This window comes from Streptomyces sp. NPDC057136 (assembly GCF_042670885.1).
Classification (GTDB): Bacteria; Actinomycetota; Actinomycetes; order Streptomycetales; family Streptomycetaceae; genus Streptomyces.
This window is the reverse complement of the sequence record NZ_JBHUUV010000006.1, coordinates 144,493-166,180: the sequence shown is the minus strand read 5'-3', so window position 1 is coordinate 166,180 and position 21,688 is coordinate 144,493. Positions and strand designations below refer to the sequence as shown.

Genomic DNA, 21,688 nt, shown 5'->3' with positions numbered 1-21,688 from the left:
GGCCGTACCCCACCAGTATCTGCTGGCAGGTCCGGCCCGACGGCGTAGAGCGATGGTGCGGGTGCTTCGGTGGGACTCCGGGGAGTCTCAGGCGCGGCCGACGAGCTCGTAGCCCGCCTCGTCGACGGCGGCGCGCACCGCGTCCTCGTCCAGGGGTGCCTGGGAGGCCACGGTCACCAGTCCGGTGGAGGCGGCCGCCTGCACGGAGGTGACCCCGGCGATTCCGGAGATCTCCTCGGAGACGGCGCCTTCGCAGTGGCCGCAGGTCATGCCCTTGACCTCGTACACCGTGGTGACGGCGCCCACCTGGATGTCGGTCGCGCTGTCGTGACAGGAGCCGGTGGGCGAGCAGCAGGAGCCGGTGGTGGCCTGGGGGGTCTCGGTCTCGGCGGTCATGGCGTTCTCCTCTTCGGCAAACACGGGTGGGCGTGACGTGCGGGAGCCCCGGTGATGCCGGTGCGCCCTCACCGGCATCACACTATACCCCTAGGGGGTATGAATGCGAGTCGCGTGATCGCCACGATGCCGCCCACCGAGAACAGGGTGAACAGATGCTGCTGCTCGTTGGAGGGTTGCGGGATGTGGCCCTGCGCGAAGAGCGCGCGGTTCAGGCCACAGGCCGTGCCCGAACGGGGCGAGCACCCCGCGCAGCACCTCGGTCTCCAGCAGGTCGCGCAGATCCGGAACATCCGTACGGACGGGTGCAGGAGGTGGTACTCCATGACGGAGGCGCCGAGCATGCCCAGGATTCCGCCGGTCAGGAAGCAGTCGAGGACGGGCGCGGCGCCGGTGCGGCTGATGGGTCGTGCGGGGGCCGATTGGGCCGGGCCGGCTGCGGGTCTGTGCGGGCCGAGGGGTCTGTGCGGGCTTCTGAGGCGGTCCAGTTCACACGTACTCCCGTTGTACGGCTCCTAGGGTGCCCAAATCCTATGCTTCATGACCTTATCGGGCGTGTGAAGCCGGAGGGCACACCGAGTCGCTGACCAGCGGGTCCAGATAGCGGAACAGGATCGTCTTCAATTCCTCGACGTACGCGTCCCGTTCAGCACCCTCGTGACCCATGATCAGGTCGAGCCCGGCCGTGAAGATGACGAAGGACATGCTCGCGATACGGCTGACCTGGTCGGCAGGGAGGTCGGCGAGGTATCCGGCGAGGATCGTCTCGACCCGAGTGAGCATCGTGGCGTGAACGGTGTCGTGTTCCTGGGTGATCGCACCGGGGATCTCCGAGCCGTGCATCAGGACGCTGAACGCCGGGTTCTCGCAGTTGAAGGTGATCAGCGGGTCGAGGATGGCGTCGAGCATCCCGTCGAGCGGGAGCTCGATGTGGCTCGGCACGAAGGCGGCGCCGTAGGTCTCCCGCCAGCGGTCGAGGAGCCGGTCGCCGAGCTCGATGGCGATGGCTTCCTTGTTCGGGAAGAACTGGTAGAGCGTCCCCGGCGAGACGCCGGCCTCGCGGGCGATGGCGTTGGTGCTGGCTGCGGTGTAGCCGGTACTGGAGAAGACGCTGGCTGCGGCATCGAGGAGCTGGGCGATACGGGCTTCGCCGCGGGCCTGGCGGCGGCGCGGACGGATGGCCCCTCCGCCGCTCTGTGTGCCGCCCTCCTGCCTGCCGCTCTCCTTCGTGCTGCGCGCGGCCTCGTCGGTCGGCGTGGGCTCGATGCCTTTTCCGGCTCTGGCATCCGACACGGTCTATCCCCAGCTCTCATGGTGCGGTTGACAAACGCGAGCGACCACTCGCATTCTAATGAAACGCGAGCGATGACTCGTGTTTGCCAGTGTAAGTGGCAACGACTGACCCATGCTGCCCTGTGCTGCCCGGGTCTCGGTGAAGGGGACACCGCACCATGTCCGAAGTCAACAGTCCGACGCGTGTCGGCGGCTGGACCCGCTTCGTCACCGCGCGACCACGATTCGCGCTGCTCGCCGCCCTCGTGATCACGGCTCTTGCCGTGTTCGCGGGCAGCGGGGTGGCCGACCGTATGGGCAGCGGCGGCTGGGAGGCCCCCGACGCCGAGTCGGCCTATACGACCGAGGTGCTGGAGCGTGAGTTCCCCGCCTCCCAGCCCAATCTGCTGCTGCTGATCGACAGCGGCAGCGCCTCCGTCGACGATCCGGCGGTGGCGGCCGAGGCCGCCCGGCTCACCGAGCTGCTGGGCGCCGAGGACGGGATCACGGGCGTCGGTTCGTACTGGCAGGCCAAGACCCCCGCGCTGCGCTCCGAGGACGGGCACGAAGCGATCATCGCCGCCCGGATCGAGGGCGACGAGAAGACCGCGGGCGAGATCCTCGACCGGACAGCCCCGGCCTTCCAGGGGGAGCACGGCCCGGTGGAGGTCTCCGTCGGCGGACCCGTCGCCGTGCAGCACGAGATGCAGACAATCATCGAGGAGGACCTGCTGCGGGCCGAGCTCATCGCCCTGCCGGTGACGCTGGTGCTGCTGGTCATGGTCTTCGGCAGTGCGATCGCCGCCCTGCTGCCCCTCGGTGTCGGGATCGTGGCGATCCTCGGCACCAATGCCGTCCTGCGCGGCATCACCGAGTTCACCGACGTCTCGGTCTTCGCGCAGAACCTCACCACGGCGCTGGGGCTCGGCCTCGCCATCGACTACGCCCTGTTCATCGTGCGCCGGTTCCGTGAGGAGCTGGCCTCGGGTGCGGACCCCCGGACGGCGGTGGGCGCCACCCTGCGTACGGCGGGGCGCACGGTGCTCTTCTCCGCGCTGACGGTGGCCGTGTCACTGGCGGCGATGCTGGTCTTCCCGCAGTACTTCCTGCGCTCCTTCGCCTATGCGGGGATCGCCGTCGTGCTGCTGGCCGCGGCCGCCGCGCTGATCCTGCTGCCGGCCGCCCTGATGCTGCTCGGCCCGCGGGTCAATTCCCTGGACCTGCGCAGGCTGCTGCGCCGCGGCACCCGGAAGCCGCAGCCGGCCGTCGAGCCTCATGGCTTGGAAGGGTCGGAAGGTTCGGGGAAGGGATGGGGGCGGCTTGCGGCACTGGTGATGCGCAGGGCTCCCCTCTTCGCCGGAGTCACCACGGCCGGGCTCGTCCTGCTCGGCCTGCCGTTCCTCGGAGTGAAGTTCGGTACGGCGGACGACCGTCAGCTGCCCGCGACAGCCGAGTCCCGGGTCGTGCAGGAGCACATTCGGGAGGGCTTCCCGGGCAGCCCAGGCGGCGGCCTCGAACTGCTCGCCTCGGGGGGAGCGACCCCCGCCCAGTACGCCGCGCTGCGCAGCGATATCGCCGAACTCCCCGGTGTGCTGCGGGTCGACGGCCCGGTCACCTCCGGTACGTACGCGTACTTCAGCGTGCTGCCGGAAGGGGAGATGGTGGGAGAGGAGGCTCAGCAGCTCGTCAGGGAGCTGCGGGCCGTGCACGCACCCTTCGGCACGTCGGTGACCGGCACGGCGGCCGTCCTCGTCGACTCCAAGGACGCCATCGCGGACCGGCTGCCGTGGGCGGTGGGCATCATCGTCGTGGTGACCCTGCTGTTGGTCTTCCTGCTCACCGGCAGTGTGCTGATCCCCCTCCAGGCGGTCGTGCTGAACGCACTGAGCCTGACCGCGATGTTCGGTGCGGTGGTCTGGGTCTTCCAGGACGGGAATCTGTCCGGGCTGCTCTCCTTCACCAGCACCGGTGACATCGAAACGACCCTGCCCGTGCTGATGTTCTGCGTCGCCTTCGGGCTCTCCATGGACTACGGCGTGTTCCTGATCTCCCGCATCAAGGAGGAGTACGACCGCAGCGGCGACCATGAGCACGCGGTGACGTTCGGGCTGCGGCACACGGGCGGGCTGATCACCGCAGCCGCGGTGATCCTCGCTGTGGTGATGGTTGCCATCGGCACCTCACGGGTGACCAACACCAAGATGCTGGGCCTGGGAATCGCGCTGGCTGTGCTCATGGACGCGATGGTGGTCCGCAGCCTGCTGGTGCCCTCGGTGATGAAGCTGATGGGCCGCGCCACCTGGTGGGCTCCGGCACCGCTGCGGGCGTTCCACCGACGATTCGGGGTGAGCGAGGGCGAATCGGCGCCGACCTCCCCTCCCGGCGGTGTCCCGTCCCCGGCCGACCGGGAGAGCCTGCCTGCGCCCTCCTTGGAGACAGCGGCGGAAGCGGAGGCGGGCGGGATATCCGAGTCCGGAGAGAAGCGGGACAAGATCGGCAGCGGGGCGTAGATTCGGCGCCTCCGAACGGCGGGCGAGGCGTCCGAGCGGCGGGCGAGGCGAAGGGCGGCACCGATGCGGGCAGTTGTGTTCGAGGAGTTCGGGCAGGAGGCCCGGCTGCGGGACGTGCCCGATCCGGCTCCCTCCGCCCAGGGGGTGGTGGTCCGGGTCGAGGCCACCGGACTGTGCCGCAGCGACTGGCACGGCTGGATGGGCCACGACCCGGACATCATCCTCCCGCACGTACCCGGGCACGAACTGGCCGGAGTGGTCGAAGCCGCGGGAGCCGGCGTCGTCAACTGGCGGCGGGGCGACCGGGTGACCGTGCCCTTCGTCTGCGCCTGCGGCCGGTGCGAGGCCTGTGCGGCCGGCGCCCAGCAGGTCTGTGAACGGCAGACCCAGCCCGGGTTCACGCACTGGGGCTCCTTCGCCGAGTACGTGGCCCTGGAGCAGGCGGACGTGAATCTGGTCGGCCTGCCCGAGGGGCTGTCGTTCGCCACGGCGGCCGGACTCGGTTGCCGGTTCGCCACGGCGTTCCGGGCCGTCGTCGGCCAGGGGCGGGTGGCGCCGGGGGAGTGGGTCGCCGTCCACGGCTGCGGCGGGGTCGGCCTGTCGGCCGTGATGATCGCGGTGGCCTGCGGGGCGAGAGTCGTGGCCGTCGATGTCTTGCCTCGCGCCCTGGAGCTGGCGCGGACCTTCGGTGCGGTGGAGTGCGTGGACGCCTCCGCGCACCCCGAGGGTGCGGACGAAGCGGTGCGTGAACTCACCGGCGGCGGTGCGCATCTGTCGATCGACGCGCTCGGCTCACCGGCCACCTGCGCCGCCTCGGTACGGAGCCTGCGTCGGCAGGGCCGTCATATACAGGTCGGCCTGTTGCCGTCCGCGACCGGCGACCCGGTCGTGCCCATGGCGCGGGTGATCGGTCTGGAGCTGGAAATCCTCGGCAGCCACGGCATGGCCGCACACGACTACCGGCCGATGATGGACATGGTGCGGGCCGGCACCCTGCGCCCGGATCTGCTGGTGACCTCCACCATCCCGCTGGACGCGGCACCGGCCGCGCTCGCCGCGATGGGGGCGACGCCCGGGGCGGGCGTGACGATCATCGAACCGTCAGGGAAACGGCGTAGCTGAGGTCCTGCACGGAATCGGTGGAGCCGATCGCTGTACAGGGCCTGAGAAGTGGGGGTTTGGCGGTGCCGGTGGTGCTGGTCGCGTCAGTCGCGTCGGCCGCGGTTGCCGGGGCGGGAGGCGACCCAGGCGCGGACCGTCTCCGCGTACCAGTAGGGCTTGCCGTTCTCCACATGGTCGGGAGGCGGCAGCAGACCGTGCTTGCGATATGAGCGGATGGTGTCGGGCTGCACCCGGATGTGCGCGGCAATGTCCTTGTAGGACCAGAGACTTCTGTCCGTCATAGGTGACACCTCTCTGTACCGCAGCGGCGGCGGGAGCCGTCGGGGGATGTGCGGCATGAACGCTGACGATCACTCGGCCTGTGTCCGGTCAACGATGCAGAGTGACGAGCGGGGAGGGATGTCGGGCGTCTGTGACGGAAGCCCCGCGTAACGGAGACAAGTGTGACAAGGGGGTGACAGCTGTGACAGAACGAAGTCAGTGGGGACTTCGCGGGATGCGAGGGCCGCGAGGGCTCTGGGGCGTGCCGCAGGAGCGGAGGAAGTCCCGGGTGCGGCGGGCGATCGGGAACGGCTTGTCGGGTGCGCAGGGGTACATGTCCTGCTCGACGATCGCGAACATATCGATGTCCAGGGCGCGGGCGGCCTCCAGGACCGGTTCCAGTGGCGGGACCCCGTGCGGCGGTTCGCACATCACTCCGCGGGCCACGGCCGGGCCGAACGGCACCTCGTTGGCGACGACCTCGGCGAGGATCTCGGGATCGACCTGCTTGAGGTGCAGATAGCCGATGCGCTCGCCGTAGGTCTCGATGAGCTTGACGCTGTCCCCGCCGCAGTACGCGTAATGGCCGGTGTCCAGGCAGAGCGAGACCAGGGCGGGGTCGGTGGCGTCGAGGAAGCGGCTGACGTTCTCCTCACTGTCGATGTGCGTATCGGCGTGCGGGTGCACGACGATGCGCAGCCCGTACCGGTCCTGGACCTCGCGGCCGAGCCGCTCCGTCTGGGCCGTCAGATCGCGCCACTGCGCAGCCGTGAGCGTGCGGTCCTCCAGCACCTTGCCGGTCTTGTCGTCGCGCCAGAACGAAGGGATGACCACCAGGTGGTCCGCGCCCATGGCCCGGGTGAGTGCCGCGATGTCAGCGACATGAGCCCAGGTCCGGTCCCAGACGGCGGGGCCGTGGTGCAATCCGGTGAAGACGGTGCCCGCCGATACCTGGAGTCCACGGCGTTGGGTCTCCTCCGTCAGCCGGGCCGGGTCGACGGGGAGATAGCCGTACGGCCCGAGTTCGATCCACTCGTAACCGGCCTCGGAGACCTCGTCGAGGAAGCGCTGCCAGGGCACTTGCCGCTCATCGTCGGGGAACCACACCCCCCACGAATCAGGTGCCGAGCCGATACGGATGCGGGCCGGAGAGGGCACGGAGGAGGTCATATCGCCCACCCTCCGGTCCTCGCCGAGGAGTGTCAAGAGTTCGTCCGAATGTCCGGACAAAATGTTGACAGGGTTCCGGGGGAGGGCTAGACCTGGGACCAGCCGTCCGGCCGCGGTCGAACCGCGGCGCGAAGGGATGCGTATGCCTGAGCCGTACGACGTGATCACCATGGGGCGGATCGGGGTGGACATCTACCCCCTGCAGACCGGTGTGCCGCTCGCTCGCGTCGAGACCTTCGGGAAGTTCCTCGGCGGTTCGCCGACCAATGTCGCCGTGGCGGCGGCCCGCCTCGGCCGGCGCACGGCCGTGATCACCCGGACCGGCCGTGATGCCTTCGGCGACTATCTCCGGGGGCAGCTGCGGGAGTTCGGGGTGGACGACAGGTGGGTGGCGGCCGTCGAGGAGTATCCGACCCCCGTCACCTTCTGCGAGATCTTCCCGCCGGACGACTTCCCCCTCTACTTCTACCGGCAGCCCAAGGCGCCCGACCTGGAGATCCACGGCGCGGAACTTGACCTGGACGCGGTCCGTGCCGCCCGGGTGTTCTGGATGACGGGCACCGGACTCTGCGCCGAACCGAGCCGCACCGCCACCCTCGCCGCACTCCGCGCCCGGAGCGAAGCCCGCACCGAAGCACCGGCCGGGGGCGGGACGACCGGGGACGGGCCGGCCGGTGTCACCGTCTTCGATCTCGACTGGCGGCCCATGTTCTGGGAGGGCGGCGACCACAGCGCGGTGGCACCCGCGCGGTACCGGGAAGCGCTCGCCCACGCCACCGTGGCCGTCGGCAATCTCGACGAGTGCGAGATCGCCACCGGGGAACGCGAGCCGTACGCGGCGGCCCGCGCCCTGCTCGCGGCCGGAGTCGAGCTGGCCGTCGTCAAGCAGGGACCCAAGGGAGTCCTGGCCGTTCACCGCGACGGCACCACGGCCGACGTGCCGCCCCTGCCCGTGGAGGTCGTCAACGGACTCGGCGCGGGGGACGCGTTCGGCGGGGCGCTCTGTCACGGGCTGCTCGCCGGATGGGCGACCGAACGCATCATGCGGTACGCGAACGCGGCCGGCGCCCTCGTCGCCTCCCGCCTGGCCTGCTCGTCCGCGATGCCGTATCCGGCCGAGGTCGAACAGGCCCTGGCCGACGGCGCCGTCATCACGACCGGAGCGACCCCATGACGCCCGCCGCCTCCTCCGCCTCCGAGCTCGTCCGGCTGCGGGTGCACCACCCGGAGGCCGTCGCCGAGGCCGCCGCCCGGCGACGCCGACGGCCTCTCGTCGTGCCCGGCGGCCGACTGATGATCATCGCCGCTGACCATCCGGCCCGCGGCTCGCTCGCCGTCGGTGACCGCGGACTGGCCATGGCCAACCGCTTCGAGCTCCTTGAACGGCTCTGTCTCGCCCTCTCCAGGCCGGGTGTCGACGGGGTCCTCGCCACCGCCGACATCCTCGACGACCTGCTGCTGCTCGGAGCCCTGGAGGGCAAGGTCGTCATCGGCTCCATGAACCGCGGCGGACTCGCGGGCGCCTCCTTCGAACTGGACGACCGGTTCACCGGTCACCGCCCCACCGATCTGGCCAGGCTCGGCTTCGACGCGGGCAAGCTGCTCCTCCGCATCGACTACGACGACCCGGGCTCCCTCGACACCCTGCACACCACCGCCCGCACCATCGACGACATGGCTGCGCACCAACTGCCCGTCTTCGTCGAGCCGTTCCTCTGCCGTCGCGTCGACGAACGGCTCCGCAACGACCTGGGCGCGGCCGCCGTCACCCTGTCCATCGCCATCGCCTCGGGGCTGGCGGGCACCTCCGCGTACACCTGGCTCAAGGTCCCCGTCACGGAGAATCCCGACGACATGGCCCAGGTGATGGAGACCTCCACCCTGCCCGCCGTGCTGCTCGGCGGCGAGGTCGGCGGCGATCTCGACGGTGCGTACGAGAAGTGGCGCGGTGCGCTGCGACTGCCGTCCGTGCAGGGGCTGGTGGTGGGCCGTTCGTTGCTCTATCCGGCCGACGGCGATGTGGCCGGGGCGGTCGACGCGGCCGTGGCGCTGCTCTAGGAGGGCGGGGGAAGGGCATGGAAAGGGCATGGAGATGACGACGTACGAGGACCAGCGGCAGCACCGCCACCACCTCCCGGCCGGCAGTGCGGGGAGCGACGCCTACGCCCTCGACATCGACCCGGAGCGGGCCGGATGGGACCGGTCGAGTCTGCGCGTGCTCGAACTGGAGCCGGGTGGTGTTCACACCCTGGTAACCGGGGAGAGCGAATGGATCATTCTGCCGTTGACGGGTGGCTGTACGGTGCACACGGCAGGTGAGATCTTTGAACTGCTGGGCAGGGAAAGTGTGTTCAGTGGGGTGAGCGATTTTGCGTACCTACCGCGTGACGCCCACGCACAGATCGCCTCCGGCGCAGGAGGCCGCTTCGCCCTGGCAGGAGCGAAGTGCGAGCGACTACTCCCCGCTCGCTACGGTCCCGCGCCGGAGGTACCCGTCGAGCTGCGCGGCACCGGGAACTGCTCCCGGCAGGTCAACAACTTCGCCGCCGCCGACACCTTCGACTGCGACCGCCTCATCGCGGTGGAGGTCCTCACCCCCGGGGGCAACTGGTCCTCGTACCCGCCGCACAAGCACGACGAGCACCACCCCGGAGCCGAGTCCGTCCTCGAAGAGATCTACTACTTCGAGGTGGAGGGGGACGGCCTCGCCTACCACCGGGTGTCACCGTCCCGGGCCGGCGGTACGGACGTCCTCGCCGAAGTCCGTACCGGCGACGCCGTCCTCATCCCCGACGGCTGGCACGGCCCGTCCATCGCCCCGCCCGGCCGCACCCTGTACTACCTGAACGTGATGGCGGGGCCGGGGCAGCAGCGCGAGTGGCTGATCCGCGACCACCCCGACCACAGCTGGATTCGCGACACCTGGCCGGACCAGCCCGTCGACCCCCGGCTCCCCCTCTACGGTCCGGAGGCCGGCCGATGACTCCCTCGCCCACCGCACCGGCCACCCGGCGGCTGACCACCGCCCAGGCCCTCGTCGCCTTCCTCGCCCGCCAGTACACCGAGCGCGACGGCCGCCGCCACCGTCTGATCAACGCGACCTGGGGCATTTTCGGCCACGGCAACGTCGCCGGGATCGGCCAGGCGCTCATCGAATCCGGACCGGACGAGATGCCCTTCCTCCAGGGCCGCAACGAACAGGCCATGGTGCACGCGGCCGTGGGGTACGCACGCCAGTCCGGCCGGCTCTCCGTGCAGGCCGTCACCACCTCCATCGGCCCCGGCGCCACCAACCTCGTCACCGGCGCCGCCCTCGCCACGGTCAACCACCTGCCCGTGCTCCTTCTCCCCGGCGACACCTTCGCGACCCGGCCCGCCGATCCCGTACTCCAGCAGCTCGAAGTGCCGTACGCGGGCGATGTCTCGGTCAACGACTGTCTGCGGCCGGTCTCCAGATACTTCGACCGGATCGGCCGCCCCGAAGCGCTGATCCCCGCCGCCCTCGCCGCGATGCGCGTCCTCACCGACCCGGCGGCCACCGGCGCCGTCACACTGGCGCTGCCGCAGGACGTCCAGGCGGAGGCGTTCGACTGGCCGGAGGAGTTCTTCCGGGAGCGGATCTGGCACATCCGCAGGCCCCGCCCCGAGGACCGCGAACTGACCGCGGCGGCCGAGGCGATCAGGAACAGCGCCCGTCCGCTCATCGTCGCGGGCGGCGGCGTCCGCCACAGCGGCGCCCAGGCGGCGCTGCGCGCCTACGCGGAGGCGACCGGCATCCCCGTCGCCTCCACCCAGGCCGGCAAGGGATCACTGCCCCACGACCACCCCTGCGACGTCGGCGGCATCGGGCACACCGGGACGGCGACCGCCGACGAGCTCGCCCGCGCAGCGGACCTGGTGATCGGCGTCGGCACGCGCTACAGCGACTTCACCACCGCGTCGTCGACGCTCTTCGCCCCCTCGGCCCGTTTCCTCAACGTCAACATCGGCTCCTTCGACGCGCACAAACTCTCCGCGCTCACCGTGCTCGCCGACGCCCGCGCGGCGCTCGAAGACCTGCACAGCGGTCTGGACGCGGCCCCCTACCGGGTCGACGCGGCGTACGAAGCCGGCTACGGCGCGGCCAAGGCCCGGTGGGAGGAGCGGGTCACGGCCGCCTACGCCCCGGCGGACCCGTCGGCGCGCCCCACCCAGGCCCAGGTCCTCGGCGTACTCGACACCTTGGTCACCGAGGACGACATCCTGATCAATGCCGCCGGTTCGCTCCCCGGTGACCTGCACAAGCTCTGGCGGACCCGCTCCGCCGACCAGTACCACGTCGAGTACGGCTACTCCTGCATGGGATACGAGATCCCCGCAGCGATCGGAGTCCAGCTCGCGGCTCCCGGCCGGCCCGTCTGGGCACTCGTCGGCGACGGTACATACTTGATGAATCCCACCGAAATCGTTACGGCCGTGCAGGAGGGGCTGCCCATCAAGGTCGTCATCCTCCAGAACCACGGCTACGCCTCGATCGGCGGTCTCTCCGAGTCCGTCGGCGGTGAGCGCTTCGGTACGGCCTACCGCCACCGGGCGGCCGACGGCACCTTCAGCGGGCCGCCGCTCCCCGTCGATCTCGCGGCCAACGCGGCCTCCCTCGGCATGCGGGTCCTGCGCGCCGAGACCGTGACTGACCTGCGCGAAGCCCTCGCCGACGCCCGCGCAGCGGACCGTCCTACTTGTGTCTACGTCGAGACCGAAACGGCAGACACTGTGTCGGGCCCCCCTCCGGCGCAGGCGTGGTGGGATGTTCCGGTAGCCGAAACCGCGACCCGCCCGTCGGCGGTCAAGGCCAGGGAAGAGTACGAACGCCACGTCGCAGCCCGACGCCGCCACCTCTGAAGGAGCACGTAGTCATGACGAAGACCGTCAACCACTGGATCGGCGGCAAGAGCGTCGAGGGCACGTCGGGCAATTACGGTCCGGTCACCGACCCCGCCACCGGCGCCGTCACCACCAACGTCGCGCTCGCCTCGATCGACGAGGTGGACGCCGCGGTCGCCGCCGCGAAGGCCGCGTACGAGACGTGGGGCACGTCCTCCCTCTCCGCCCGCACCACGGTCCTCTTCCGCTACCGCGCACTGCTCGACGCCCACCGCGACGACATCGCCGCGCTGATCACCGCCGAGCACGGCAAGGTGCACTCCGACGCGCTGGGCGAGGTCGCCCGCGGTCTGGAGATCGTGGAGCTGGCCTGCGGCATCACCACCCAGCTCAAGGGCGAGCTGTCCACCCAGGTCTCCAGCCGGGTCGACGTCTCCTCCATCCGCCAGTCGATCGGTGTCGTCGCGGGCATCACGCCGTTCAACTTCCCGGCCATGGTGCCGATGTGGATGTTCCCGCTCGCCATCGCCTGCGGCAACACCTTCATCCTGAAGCCCAGCGAGAAGGACCCCTCGGCCGCCAACCTGCTGGCCGAGCTGGCCGCCGAGGCCGGCCTGCCGGACGGCGTGCTGAACGTCCTGCACGGCGACAAGGTCGCCGTCGACGGACTCCTCAACCACCCCGACGTCGCCGCGGTCTCCTTCGTGGGCTCCACCCCGATCGCCCGCTACATCCACACCACCGCCTCCACCAACGGCAAGCGCGTCCAGGCACTCGGCGGCGCCAAGAACCACATGCTGGTCCTGCCCGACGCCGACCTGGACGCGGCGGCCGACGCGGCGGTCTCGGCGGCGTACGGCTCCGCCGGTGAGCGCTGCATGGCGATCTCCGCCGTCGTCGCCGTCAGCTCCATCGCGGACGAGCTCGTCGCCAAGATCAAGGAGCGGGCCGAGAAGATCAAGATCGGCCCCGGCAACGACCCCGCCTCCGAGATGGGCCCGCTGATCACCGCCGCCCACCGCGACAAGGTCGCCTCCTACGTCACGGGCGCGGCCGCCCAGGGCGCCGACGTCGTCCTCGACGGCACCGGTCACACGGTCGAGGGCTTCGAGGACGGCCACTGGATCGGCCTGTCCCTGCTCGACAACGTGTCGACGGACTCCGACGCCTACAAGGACGAGATCTTCGGCCCGGTCCTGTGCGTCCTGCGCGTCGACACGTACGACGAGGGCGTCGCCCTCATGAACGCCTCGCCGTTCGGCAACGGCACCGCGATCTTCACCCGCGACGGCGGCGCCGCCCGCCGCTTCCAGCTGGAGATCGAGTGCGGCATGGTCGGCGTCAACGTCCCGATCCCGGTGCCGGTGGGCTACCACTCCTTCGGTGGCTGGAAGGACTCGCTCTTCGGCGACCACCACATCTACGGCAACGACGGCGTGCACTTCTACACCCGCGGCAAGGTCGTCACGACCCGCTGGCCCGACCCGGCGGACGCCCCGTCGGGCGTGGACCTGGGCTTCCCCCGCAACCACTGATCCGTAGACCGGATCCCCTGAGCCCTCGCCCGCACACAGCGGGCGGGGGCTTCGTGGTCCTCGGCAGTCCGGGATGAAATGCTGGCCGGATGAGGGGTTCACGACTGCCGTTCGGGGAAGCACTGCGGGCCGAGCTGGGCGCGCCCAAGAGCCCCCGCAGCCTGGAGAGCAGCCCGCGTTCGCGGGTCTGGCGCATCGAGCTGGACGGGCGGACGGCGGTGCTGAAACAGCTCGTCGAAGGGCCCGGTGCCGAGGAACGGTACGGGCGTGAGGTGGCCGCGCTGCGGATCGCCGCCCGCGCCGCGAGCCCCGTGGTGCCCGCGCTGCTGGGCACCGACCCCGAGGAACGGGTGCTGGTCCTGGAACACGTGGACGACCGGCGTCCGGCCGCCGACTGGATCGTCGACTACGCGGCGGCCCTGGCCCGGCTGCACGCCACCGTGGAACCCGGCGACACGGGGGCCCTTCCCCGCTGGCAGGGCCCGACGGAGGCCGACGTCACCTCCTTCCTCACCCTGGCCGAAACCCTCGGGGCCCCGGTGGCACCGGGCGTGGCCGCAGAGCTGGACGCCCTCGTCCACCGGCTCGCCCATGCACCGGGGAACGCCCTGCTCCACGGGGACCCGTGCCCCGGCAACGATCTGCATACCACCGACGGCATCAGGTTCATCGACTTCGAACAGGCCTCGCTGGGCAACGGCCTGATGGAACTCGCCTACCTGCGCATCGGCTTCCCGACCTGCTGGTGCGTCACTGCCGCGGCCGAACCGCTGCTGGACCGGGCCACCACCGCCTACCGCACGGCCTGGCACACCGCGACCGGTACCGAACTCGACGACACGGGCCTCACCGACGCCTGCGCGGGCTGGCTGATCCGCGGCGACGCCCTGGTCCAGCGGGCCCACCGCGGCACCACCGACCACCTGGCCCGCATCCCGGACCAGGACTGGAAGTGGGGCACCACGACCGCCCGGGGCCGCCTCGTCCATCGCCTGCGCTTAGTCGCCGAACTGACCACGGGCCACCCGGAACTCGGCGGTCTGAGCACCCTCGCCACGGACCTGCGCCACCGCATACGGACACGCTGGCCGAGGCTGTCGCCCGTGCCCTCGAAGCGCCCGTAGAAAACCTGGTGGCGGGGGTCCGCCCTTCCACGCATGGTGTACACCATGACCGCACAATCCCTGACTGCACAGCCCCACGAGATCCGCGCCCAGCACACCGAATCGACCATCACCGTCTACCAGGCGTACCCGCCCGCCATCGGCCTCCCGGCCGCCCGCGACGGCCGTTTCCCCGCCGCCTGGAAGCGCGACCGCATGACGTGGATCAAGCCGAGCTTCCTGTGGATGATGTATCGCTGCGGCTGGGCGACGAAGGAGGGCCAGGAGACGGTCCTAGCCGTCGAGATCACCCGCGAGGGCTTCGCCTGGGCACTGGAGAACGCCGAACTCTCCCATTACGTACGGGACGTGCATCCGGACCAGGCCACCTGGCAGCGCAACCTGCGCCGCGCGCCCACCCGCGTCCAGTGGGACCCCGAACGCGACCTCCACCTGAACCAGCTCCCGTACCGCTCCCTGCAACTCGGGCTCGCGGGTGAGGCGGCACGGCGGTACGCGGACGAGTGGACGGTCTCCATCCGCGACGTCACCCCGCTCGCCCGGGAGATCCACACCCTGGTGCGGGCAGGGGAATCCGAGGCCGCCGCCGCGCTGCTGCCGAGGGAAACCCCGTGGTCCGCCACCGGAAGAGTGCCCCGGCCTTCGGCGCCCGACGCGCACGGGAGCTGACGTCGGCAGCAGCGAACTGGGCTGGACGTAACGGGGAAGGCGTCCCGTCCCCGTGGGTGGCGGCCCGCAGTCCGGCGACAAGGGCGGCCCATTCGATCTCGGCCGCATCGCGCTCTGTCAGTGCGCGATGCCGTCGATCAGCTCTCGCGCGCCCTGGCGCAGCAGGGCGACGGCGACGGAGGTGCCGAGGGTGGCGGGGTCGAGGCGGCCGGCCCACTCGTGCGCGTTCAGGACTGTCTTCCCGTCGGGGGTGAAGACCTTCGCTCGCAGCGAGAGTTCACCGTTTCCCTCGACCTGGGCGTACCCGGCGATGGGTGAGTTGCAGTGCCCTTGCAGGACGTGGAGGAACATTCGCTCAGCCGTCGTCTCGCGGTGCGTGTCGGGGTCGCCGAGCGCGCTCACGAGGTCGATGAGCTCGGTGTCATCTTCGCGGCATTGAAGGGCGAGGACTCCGGCTCCGATCGGCGGGCACATGATCTCGGGCGACAGGATCTCGGTGATCACGTCCGTGCGGCCGATGCGTTCCAGGCCGGAGACGGCCAGGAGTAGCGCGTCGGCCTCACCTGCGGCGAGCTTTTCCAGGCGGCGGTTGGCGTTGCCGCGCATCGGTACGCACTCCAGGTGCGGGTGCGAGGCGGCGAGCTGGGCGATGCGCCGTACGGACGAGGTGCCGATCCGGGTCCCGGCCGGGAGCTGGTCGAGGGGCAGGCCGTCGGGGTGGATGAGGGCGTCCCGGATGTCGTCGCGCTTGAGGAAGGCGGCGAAGGTCGTGCCGGACGGCAGGGGCCGGTCGGCGGGGACGTCCTTCACGCAGTGCACCGCGAGGTCCGCGTCCCCGGCGAGCAGCGCCTGGTCGACCTCCTTGGTGAACGCGCCTTTGCCCTCGACCGCGCTGAGGTCGCCCATCCACTTGTCGCCGGTCGTCTTCACGGCGACGACCTCGGTGCGGGTGTCGGGGTAGAGCGCGGCCAGTTCGGCGCGGACGCGCTCCACCTGGGCGAGCGCCATGGGCGAGTCGCGGGACACGATGCGAATGAGATCAGCGGCCATGTCGCCCACGATAGACCGTCAGATACGGGTTCCGATGACTAGCCCTGATGCCCATGTCATGGCGGTTCCAAGCAAGTTGGTGTGACCAGGTAATTGTCCGAGGAAGGCGTCGACGCGGGGCTGGTGGTCGGGGGGCCCGGTGGGTTGCGGCAAGAGGTCGTCGACGATGTAGAGGCCGCCGGGTGCCGGCAGGTTCAGCCCGCCGGGGTGGTGGACGTCGGCCGAGTCTGCTTCTCTGCCCTTGCCTCGTCGTCCGCCGTGCGTGCCGGGCGGGCCCGGTTGAAGGCCAGGTTCAGACCGAACGCGATCAGGGTCGCGCTCGTCACTGGTGAGCCCAGCACGATGCGCACACCGTCTGGGAAACGGGAGTAGAGGTCCGGTGCCACGTCGGGCGCCATGCCCACACCGATCGACACGGCGACGATCAACAGGTTGTGCGTTCCCTCGAACTCGACCTTCCGCAGTGTGCTGATGCCGACGGCAGCGACCGTGGCGAACATGACCAGTCCCGCCGCGCCCACGACCGGTCCGGGCAGCCCGGCCACCACCGCCCCCAGCTTGGGAACCAGGCCCAGGGCAACCAGGATGGCGCCCGCGACGGTGGCCACATGGCGGCTGCGCACCCGGGTCATCGACACCAGGCCCACGTTCTGGGCGAAGACGGTGTCGATGAAGGCGTTCATCACTCCGCCGAGCACCCCGGACAGCCCGTCGGCGGCCAGCCCGCGCGCCATGTCCGCGGTCGTCAGCTCCTTGCCCGTGAGTTCGGCGACCGCGATCAGGTCCGCGGTCGACTCGGCGAACAGAACCAGCATCACGACACACATGGAGATGACCGCGACGGGCGGGAACTCGGGCGCGCCGAACTGGAACGGAGCGCTCACCCCGATCCAGTCGGCGCCACGGGCGGCGGACAGGTCCACCAGACCCAGCGGCACCGCGACCGCGGTACCGGCCAGCAGCCCGAGCAGGACGCCGGTCTGGGCCAGAAAGCCCCGGCCGAACCTCGCCACCAGCAGGATCACGATGACGACGAAGGCGGCGAGGGCGAGGCGCGACGGCGCCGCGTAGTCCGCCGCCTTGGGGTCGCTGCCGACGACAAGGTTGACGCCGACACCGATCAGCGCCAGGCCGACCACGGTGATCACCACACCGCTCACCAGCGGCGGGAAGAAGCGCGCTGCCTTGGCGAACGGCCAGGCGACGAGCAGGCCGAAGATCCCGGCGGCGAGCATCGAACCGTATACGGCCTGGAGCCCGTACTCACCGGCTATCAGGATCATCGGCGCCACGGCGGTGAAGGCCGCGCCGGCCATCACGGGCATGCGGACGCCGAGCACCCGCCCGACGCCCGCGCCCTGGATCATCGTGACGACGCCCGCGACCAGCAGGTCCGCGTTGATGAGCAGAGCGATGGTCGAGGCATCGAGCCCGGCGGCCGCGCCGAAGACGAGCGGCACCGTGACACAGCCGGTGTACATCACCAGAACGTGCTGGAGACCCAGCACCGCGAGCCGCCCGAACGGCGCCCGCTTTTTCGCGGACATCATCAAAACAGCTCCTCTATCGTGTGAAGTTGGCGGCGATGCGCTGCTGGATGTACTGCTCCGCCGTGATCGGCGGATACCGGCCGTCCGGCCCCTCGATCACCACGTCACGGTTGGCCTGGGCGAAGAAAGCGATGCTGTAGCGGGCGCCCAGGTCCTCGCCGGCGCCCGGGGACTTGACCCGGTGGAAGTTGGACGGAAGCCGGTCGCCGCTCCACCGCATCAGCATGTCGCCGATGTTGCAGGTGATGGCGTCGGCCGAGGGCACCACGGGAGTCCACTCCTGGGCCTCGGCCTCCTTTCCCGGGCATACCTGCAGCCCGCCCTGCCCGTCCCGCTGGAAGAGCAGCGTCAGGCAGTCGAAGTCGGTGTGCGCACCGGCCCGCCACACGTTCGGGTCGGGTTCGGCGTCCTCGGGGATCGCGAAGTAGTGCAGCATCCGCAGGGTGGACTGGTAGTGCATGCTCTGAGGGTCGTGGGCGCGGGTGAAGAAGTCGCCGGCGAAGCCAAGCTTGTCGGCGAAGCAGGACAGGACCCGCATCGCCACCTCGCGACAGCGCGTCTCGAAGTCGAGGGCGCGCAGCCGGAATTCGGGCAGGACGTCGTCGGGCCAGAGCCCCTCCATGTGAGGGCGGGTGACCTGGTACGACTCCTTCTGGTCCGGTGTCCCGACGGACGGCCTGACCTGGGTCATGGACTCCCACCCGGAGTTGAGGCCCTTCTTCAGCCCATGCCGGGCCTTGTGTGCCTCGGGCAGCGCGAAGAATCCCTCGGCGTTCGTGAACGCCTCGTCCAGCAGGGCCTGTTCGATGCCGTGGTTGACCAGCTGGAAGAACCCGATGTCCGTGGCCGCCGCCCACAGCTCCTCGGTGATCTCGGCCTTGCGGGCCTCGAAGTCGGAGAGGTCGATGCGGCGGATCTCCCGGGCCGTGGTCTCGGTCCCGGCCCCGCCCATGCGTGTTTCCTTGTCGAGTTCGGCGAGGCCGTACGTCGATTGAGGCGTCGTGTGCTGCACAGCACGCGTCGTGATTTCAGTCATCGCGGCAAGTACTCCTGAGTACGTCGGAGTGGTGTTCTCCGAGTCCTACGAGGTGCAGTCACCGCCCCTGCACCCCCACCGCGGACACACAGAGGTCCGCGAGCACGGTCGGCCTCGGACCCGTCCGTGGGCCCGGCGCCGTGGGCTGGCATACGCCCCGTCGACAGGGGCCATGCGCGATGAAGTCAGACTGGCGGCAGCTTGTTTCGTCCGGGAACCAGTTCTGTTACTGCGACAGCACGTCCACGAGGAACGCCGGGGGAAGGCGGGCACTGCGCCCGTCGCGCACCGGAAGGCACACGTAGTCCGGTCGAAACGTTGCAGCACGAGGTCGGCCCTGGTCCCCGGCGCCACACCGTCCGCGCAGGCGTCGAGCCCGAGCACCTCATCGGCGCCGCGCGGAGATCGCCGGCATCTCCGCGACGGCCGGCTCTTCGAGCCTCCTGCCGGACGGGCTCCTGCCCGCCGCCCCGGTGATCGGCGGGTACTGGACCTGCGGCAACGACGTCGAGATCGACCTGGTGGGTGCCGACCGGCAGCCGGTGGCCAAGCAGTTGCTCTTCCTCGGCTCGGTCAAGGCGGCATACGGCCCCGACGAGCTGCTCAGCGCCTGGCGCAGAGCGTGAGACGGCGGCAGACAACACTCTTGTTGTTCGGGTGGGTGATTCTGCGGCGTTGTGGCCTGCCCGGACGCAGGTGCGGACTGCCTGGCTCCGGGGTACAGATGCTCTGTGATCACCAAGCGCGACGACGCGTCCCGTGGGCTGACGCGCGAGGAACTGCTCGCGCTGCCCGCGGCTGTGGACCTGGAAACAGCGAACCGCGCGCTGTCCCTCAGCCGCACCACCGGGTACGACCTCGCCAAGCGCGGCCGATATCCGTGCACGGTCCTGCGGCTGGGCAACGCCTACCGGGTCGTCACCGCCGACCTGCTCAAGCTGCTCCACATCGACGTACCGGAGCCCGCAGGCATCGACGAGCCGACGGCTGCCACACCCGATTCGGACACGGGCCGTCCCTCGCCGGGCTGCTGTTGCTGCCGCGGTGCCGGTCCAGATGCCTGCCTACGGTCTCGCACGGGCGGAGCGCACGCTCTGTCGCATGACCAGGTGCGTGCCCAGCATGACGTTCTGATCGCTGTACATCGGGTCGTCGCGGTGCAGTGCCATCCGTACCGCGGCGCGGCCCAGCTCGTCGAAGGGCACGTGGACCGAGTTCAGCGGCAGGGGAAGATCGGCGGAGATCGCCTCGTCGTTGTAGCCGATGAGCGACAGGTCATCCGGGAGTGTCAGACCGCCTTCGCGGGCGGCGGTCATGGCGCCGGCCGCGAGGTAGTCGTCGAAACAGAAGGCCGCCGTGTACGGCAGGCGCCCGGCGGCCAGATGGGATCGCACGGTCTCGTAGCCGAACGTCCGGTCGGCGCCTCCGATGTGGAGGAGGCTCGGATCCGGAGTGATGCCGTGGTCCTCGTGGGCGCGACGGTAGCCGGCGATACGCAGGTCGGTCGTGGTGTGGTCACGCGGGCCGCCGAGCAGGGCGATGCGCCGGTGGCCGAGGGACAGCAGGTGGCTGACGGCCGCGTGGGCGCCGCCCTCATGGTCGTAGTTCACGACCGTGATCGGCAGGTCGGGTGCCGGGGCGGGCCGTCCGCAGAGCACCAGCCTGGAGCCGCTGGCGTCGAGGACCCGGGCGAAGCGGGCGATGCGCTCGGCGTAGTGGGGTGTGACGACCGTCCCGCCGATGAGCACGACCGCCTCGGTGTTGTGCTGGCGCAGCGTCTCCAGCAGCGCGATCTCCCGCTCCGGGTCGCTTCTGGTGGAACAGACGATGCAGAGCCGGTTCTCGTTGGTGGCCTGTTGCTCGATGCCGCTGGCGACCCGGTTGTGGAACTGCCAGGACAGCCCGGGGAGCAGGATCGCCACGGTGCGCGCGTGCGGGGCCGACAGGGCGCGTGCCTGGGCGTTGACCACGTAGTCCAGCTCTTTGATGGCCTGCTGGATGCGCGACTGCGCCGCGGAGGACACCGGGCGGCTGCCGGTCAGAACCCGGGAGACGGTCGCCGGGGAGACCCCGGCCCTTGCGGCGACGTCGCGGATGGTTGCGGCTCTCGGAGGCGCGTCCTGGGGGTCGTGCATGCTCGGAGTATACGGTTGCCTGTCTGTTTCCTCCGGGGACAACGGGTTCACTTGAGCATCCCCACGGTGAGGCCGGCCTGGATGCGTCGCTGGAGTGCCAGATAGAGGCCGATCACGGGGACCGCCGCGATGACGAGTCCGGCGAACAGTGCGCTCCAGTCCGCCTCGTAGCCCTGCTGGCTGGCCAGGTTCGCCAGGCCCTGGGACAGCACGTACTTGTCGCGGTCGGTGTTGAGCGCGACCGGCAGCAGGTACTGGTTCCACATGCCCAGGAAGTTGAAGATGCCGACCGACAGCAGGCCCGGCTTGGCCATGGGCAGCATGACCCGGAAGAAGATGGCCTCCTGCGAGGCACCGTCGATGAGCGCGGCCTCGGCCACCGCCGTGGGCAGCGTGCGGAAGAAACTGGTCAGGAAGAAGACGGTGAATGGCAGCGCGTACGCCGTGTAGACGAGGATCATGCCGTGGTAACTGCCCAGCAGGCCGAGGTTCTTGACGACGAAGAAGAGCGGGACCAGGGCAAGTACGACGGGGAACGCCATTCCGGCGACGAACGCGTAGTAGATCAGCCGGCAGCCGGGGAAGGTGAACCGGGCCAGCACGTAGGCGACCATGGAGCCCAGGATCATGGTGAGGGCAAGCGAACCGAGCACGACGACAAGGGTGTTGACGAAGTAGTCGCCGATGCTCGCCCTGGACCAGGCTCGGGTGAAGTTGTCGGCGTGCCAAGTGCCGGGCAGTTGCCAGGGGTTGCCGAACAGTTCTCGGTTGTCCTTGAACGCGCTGATCAGGGCCCAGAGCAGGGGCACGGTGGACAGCAGGGCCCAGAAGACGAGCAGGGCGTGGGTCGCGCCGGTGGCCGCGTGAGCACCAACACGCTTGACAAGCGGAGGAGTTGGCGGCGAGGTGGGCTTCGGGGGCCGGTGGTCCTCCTGTCGCGGGATGTGTGGAAGGCTCGCGCCGGCCTGCGTGGGGTGGGACGAAGTCTTCATCGT

At 70.2% G+C, this 21,688-nt stretch carries 19 protein-coding genes and 2 pseudogenes; 11 read left to right on the top strand and 10 right to left on the bottom strand.

What is annotated here, in order from left to right:
* Nucleotides 1-87: 87 nt before the first annotated feature.
* The 3 genes from ACFT7S_RS10455 to ACFT7S_RS10445 form a co-directional block, all read right to left on the bottom strand.
* A complete protein-coding gene (locus tag ACFT7S_RS10455) occupies nucleotides 88-396 on the bottom strand; it encodes a heavy-metal-associated domain-containing protein (RefSeq protein ID WP_382729501.1) in 309 nt (102 codons plus the stop codon).
* A 77-nt stretch (nucleotides 397-473) separates the two neighbouring features.
* The gene (locus ACFT7S_RS10450; RefSeq protein ID WP_382729499.1) at nucleotides 474-740 is read right to left on the bottom strand and encodes a hypothetical protein; all 267 of its coding nucleotides are present in this window, start codon (nucleotides 738-740) and stop codon (nucleotides 474-476) included.
* A 202-nt stretch (nucleotides 741-942) separates the two neighbouring features.
* Nucleotides 943-1,689, bottom strand: a complete 747-nt coding sequence (locus tag ACFT7S_RS10445; RefSeq protein ID WP_382729497.1) for a TetR family transcriptional regulator — start codon at nucleotides 1,687-1,689, stop codon at nucleotides 943-945.
* Nucleotides 1,690-1,847: 158 nt separating this feature from the next.
* Here ACFT7S_RS10445 and ACFT7S_RS10440 point away from each other — a divergent pair, with 158 nt between their 5' ends.
* Nucleotides 1,848-4,178, top strand: coding sequence for an MMPL family transporter (locus ACFT7S_RS10440; protein ID WP_382729495.1), 2,331 nt, complete (start codon nucleotides 1,848-1,850; stop codon nucleotides 4,176-4,178).
* Between the two features lie 63 nt (nucleotides 4,179-4,241).
* Nucleotides 4,242-5,300, top strand: a complete 1,059-nt coding sequence (locus tag ACFT7S_RS10435; protein ID WP_382729493.1) for a zinc-dependent alcohol dehydrogenase family protein — start codon at nucleotides 4,242-4,244, stop codon at nucleotides 5,298-5,300.
* 83 nt (nucleotides 5,301-5,383) lie between these two features.
* On the opposite strand, the gene ACFT7S_RS10430 is transcribed toward ACFT7S_RS10435, so the two are convergent.
* Together ACFT7S_RS10430 and ACFT7S_RS10425 are read right to left on the bottom strand one after the other, a co-directional pair.
* A complete protein-coding gene (locus ACFT7S_RS10430; RefSeq protein WP_382729491.1) occupies nucleotides 5,384-5,581 on the bottom strand; it encodes a helix-turn-helix transcriptional regulator in 198 nt (65 codons plus the stop codon).
* Nucleotides 5,582-5,777: 196 nt separating this feature from the next.
* Nucleotides 5,778-6,731, bottom strand: coding sequence for a sugar phosphate isomerase/epimerase family protein (locus ACFT7S_RS10425; RefSeq protein ID WP_382729489.1), 954 nt, complete (start codon nucleotides 6,729-6,731; stop codon nucleotides 5,778-5,780).
* A 142-nt stretch (nucleotides 6,732-6,873) separates the two neighbouring features.
* Here ACFT7S_RS10425 and iolC point away from each other — a divergent pair, with 142 nt between their 5' ends.
* The 7 genes from iolC (at nucleotide 6,874) to ACFT7S_RS10390 (ending at nucleotide 14,922) form a co-directional block, all read left to right on the top strand.
* Entirely contained in the window at nucleotides 6,874-7,905 is a 1,032-nt protein-coding gene (gene iolC, locus ACFT7S_RS10420; RefSeq protein WP_382729487.1) for a 5-dehydro-2-deoxygluconokinase, read from the top strand.
* Complete coding sequence (locus ACFT7S_RS10415; protein WP_382729485.1) at nucleotides 7,902-8,789, top strand: deoxyribose-phosphate aldolase; 888 nt, start codon at nucleotides 7,902-7,904, stop codon at nucleotides 8,787-8,789. The genes iolC and ACFT7S_RS10415 overlap by 4 nt, the downstream gene beginning before the upstream one ends.
* A 34-nt stretch (nucleotides 8,790-8,823) precedes the next feature.
* A complete protein-coding gene (iolB, locus tag ACFT7S_RS10410) occupies nucleotides 8,824-9,714 on the top strand; it encodes a 5-deoxy-glucuronate isomerase (RefSeq protein WP_382729709.1) in 891 nt (296 codons plus the stop codon).
* Nucleotides 9,711-11,612 (top strand): 3D-(3,5/4)-trihydroxycyclohexane-1,2-dione acylhydrolase (decyclizing), encoded by a 1,902-nt coding sequence (iolD, locus tag ACFT7S_RS10405; RefSeq protein ID WP_382729483.1) that lies wholly within the window; start codon nucleotides 9,711-9,713, stop codon nucleotides 11,610-11,612. The genes iolB and iolD overlap by 4 nt, the downstream gene beginning before the upstream one ends.
* A 14-nt stretch (nucleotides 11,613-11,626) precedes the next feature.
* Nucleotides 11,627-13,129: a CoA-acylating methylmalonate-semialdehyde dehydrogenase gene (gene mmsA / locus ACFT7S_RS10400; protein WP_382729481.1), complete on the top strand. Its 1,503-nt coding sequence runs from the start codon at nucleotides 11,627-11,629 to the stop codon at nucleotides 13,127-13,129.
* An 89-nt stretch (nucleotides 13,130-13,218) separates the two neighbouring features.
* Nucleotides 13,219-14,253, top strand: a complete 1,035-nt coding sequence (locus ACFT7S_RS10395) for an aminoglycoside phosphotransferase family protein (protein ID WP_382729479.1) — start codon at nucleotides 13,219-13,221, stop codon at nucleotides 14,251-14,253.
* 45 nt (nucleotides 14,254-14,298) lie between these two features.
* Entirely contained in the window at nucleotides 14,299-14,922 is a 624-nt protein-coding gene (locus tag ACFT7S_RS10390; RefSeq protein ID WP_382729477.1) for a DUF4291 domain-containing protein, read from the top strand.
* A gap of 117 nt (nucleotides 14,923-15,039) precedes the next feature.
* Here the strand turns inward: ACFT7S_RS10390 and hemC are convergent, their stop codons facing one another.
* From hemC to ACFT7S_RS10375, 3 genes are all read right to left on the bottom strand, one after another.
* Complete coding sequence (gene hemC / locus ACFT7S_RS10385) at nucleotides 15,040-15,972, bottom strand: hydroxymethylbilane synthase (protein ID WP_382729475.1); 933 nt, start codon at nucleotides 15,970-15,972, stop codon at nucleotides 15,040-15,042.
* 194 nt (nucleotides 15,973-16,166) lie between these two features.
* Entirely contained in the window at nucleotides 16,167-17,522 is a 1,356-nt protein-coding gene (locus tag ACFT7S_RS10380; protein WP_382729473.1) for a nucleobase:cation symporter-2 family protein, read from the bottom strand.
* A 13-nt stretch (nucleotides 17,523-17,535) separates the two neighbouring features.
* Nucleotides 17,536-18,558 carry an isopenicillin N synthase family dioxygenase gene (locus tag ACFT7S_RS10375; RefSeq protein ID WP_382729471.1) on the bottom strand — a complete coding sequence of 341 codons (1,023 nt, stop codon included), beginning with the start codon at nucleotides 18,556-18,558 and terminating at the stop codon, nucleotides 17,536-17,538.
* Between the two features lie 440 nt (nucleotides 18,559-18,998).
* On the opposite strand from ACFT7S_RS10375, the pseudogene ACFT7S_RS10370 reads away from it, so the two are divergent.
* Both ACFT7S_RS10370 and ACFT7S_RS10365 read left to right on the top strand, forming a co-directional pair.
* Nucleotides 18,999-19,184: pseudogene (locus ACFT7S_RS10370) on the top strand (ATP-binding protein); the annotation flags it as partial.
* Between the two features lie 105 nt (nucleotides 19,185-19,289).
* Nucleotides 19,290-19,502: pseudogene (locus ACFT7S_RS10365) on the top strand (hypothetical protein); the annotation flags it as partial.
* 120 nt (nucleotides 19,503-19,622) lie between these two features.
* On the opposite strand, the gene ACFT7S_RS10360 reads toward ACFT7S_RS10365, so the two are convergent.
* The gene (locus tag ACFT7S_RS10360; protein ID WP_382729469.1) at nucleotides 19,623-20,693 is read right to left on the bottom strand and encodes a LacI family DNA-binding transcriptional regulator; all 1,071 of its coding nucleotides are present in this window, start codon (nucleotides 20,691-20,693) and stop codon (nucleotides 19,623-19,625) included.
* Nucleotides 20,694-20,740: 47 nt separating this feature from the next.
* Complete coding sequence (locus ACFT7S_RS10355) at nucleotides 20,741-21,685, bottom strand: carbohydrate ABC transporter permease (RefSeq protein ID WP_382729467.1); 945 nt, start codon at nucleotides 21,683-21,685, stop codon at nucleotides 20,741-20,743.
* Nucleotides 21,686-21,688: the final 3 nt, after the last annotated feature.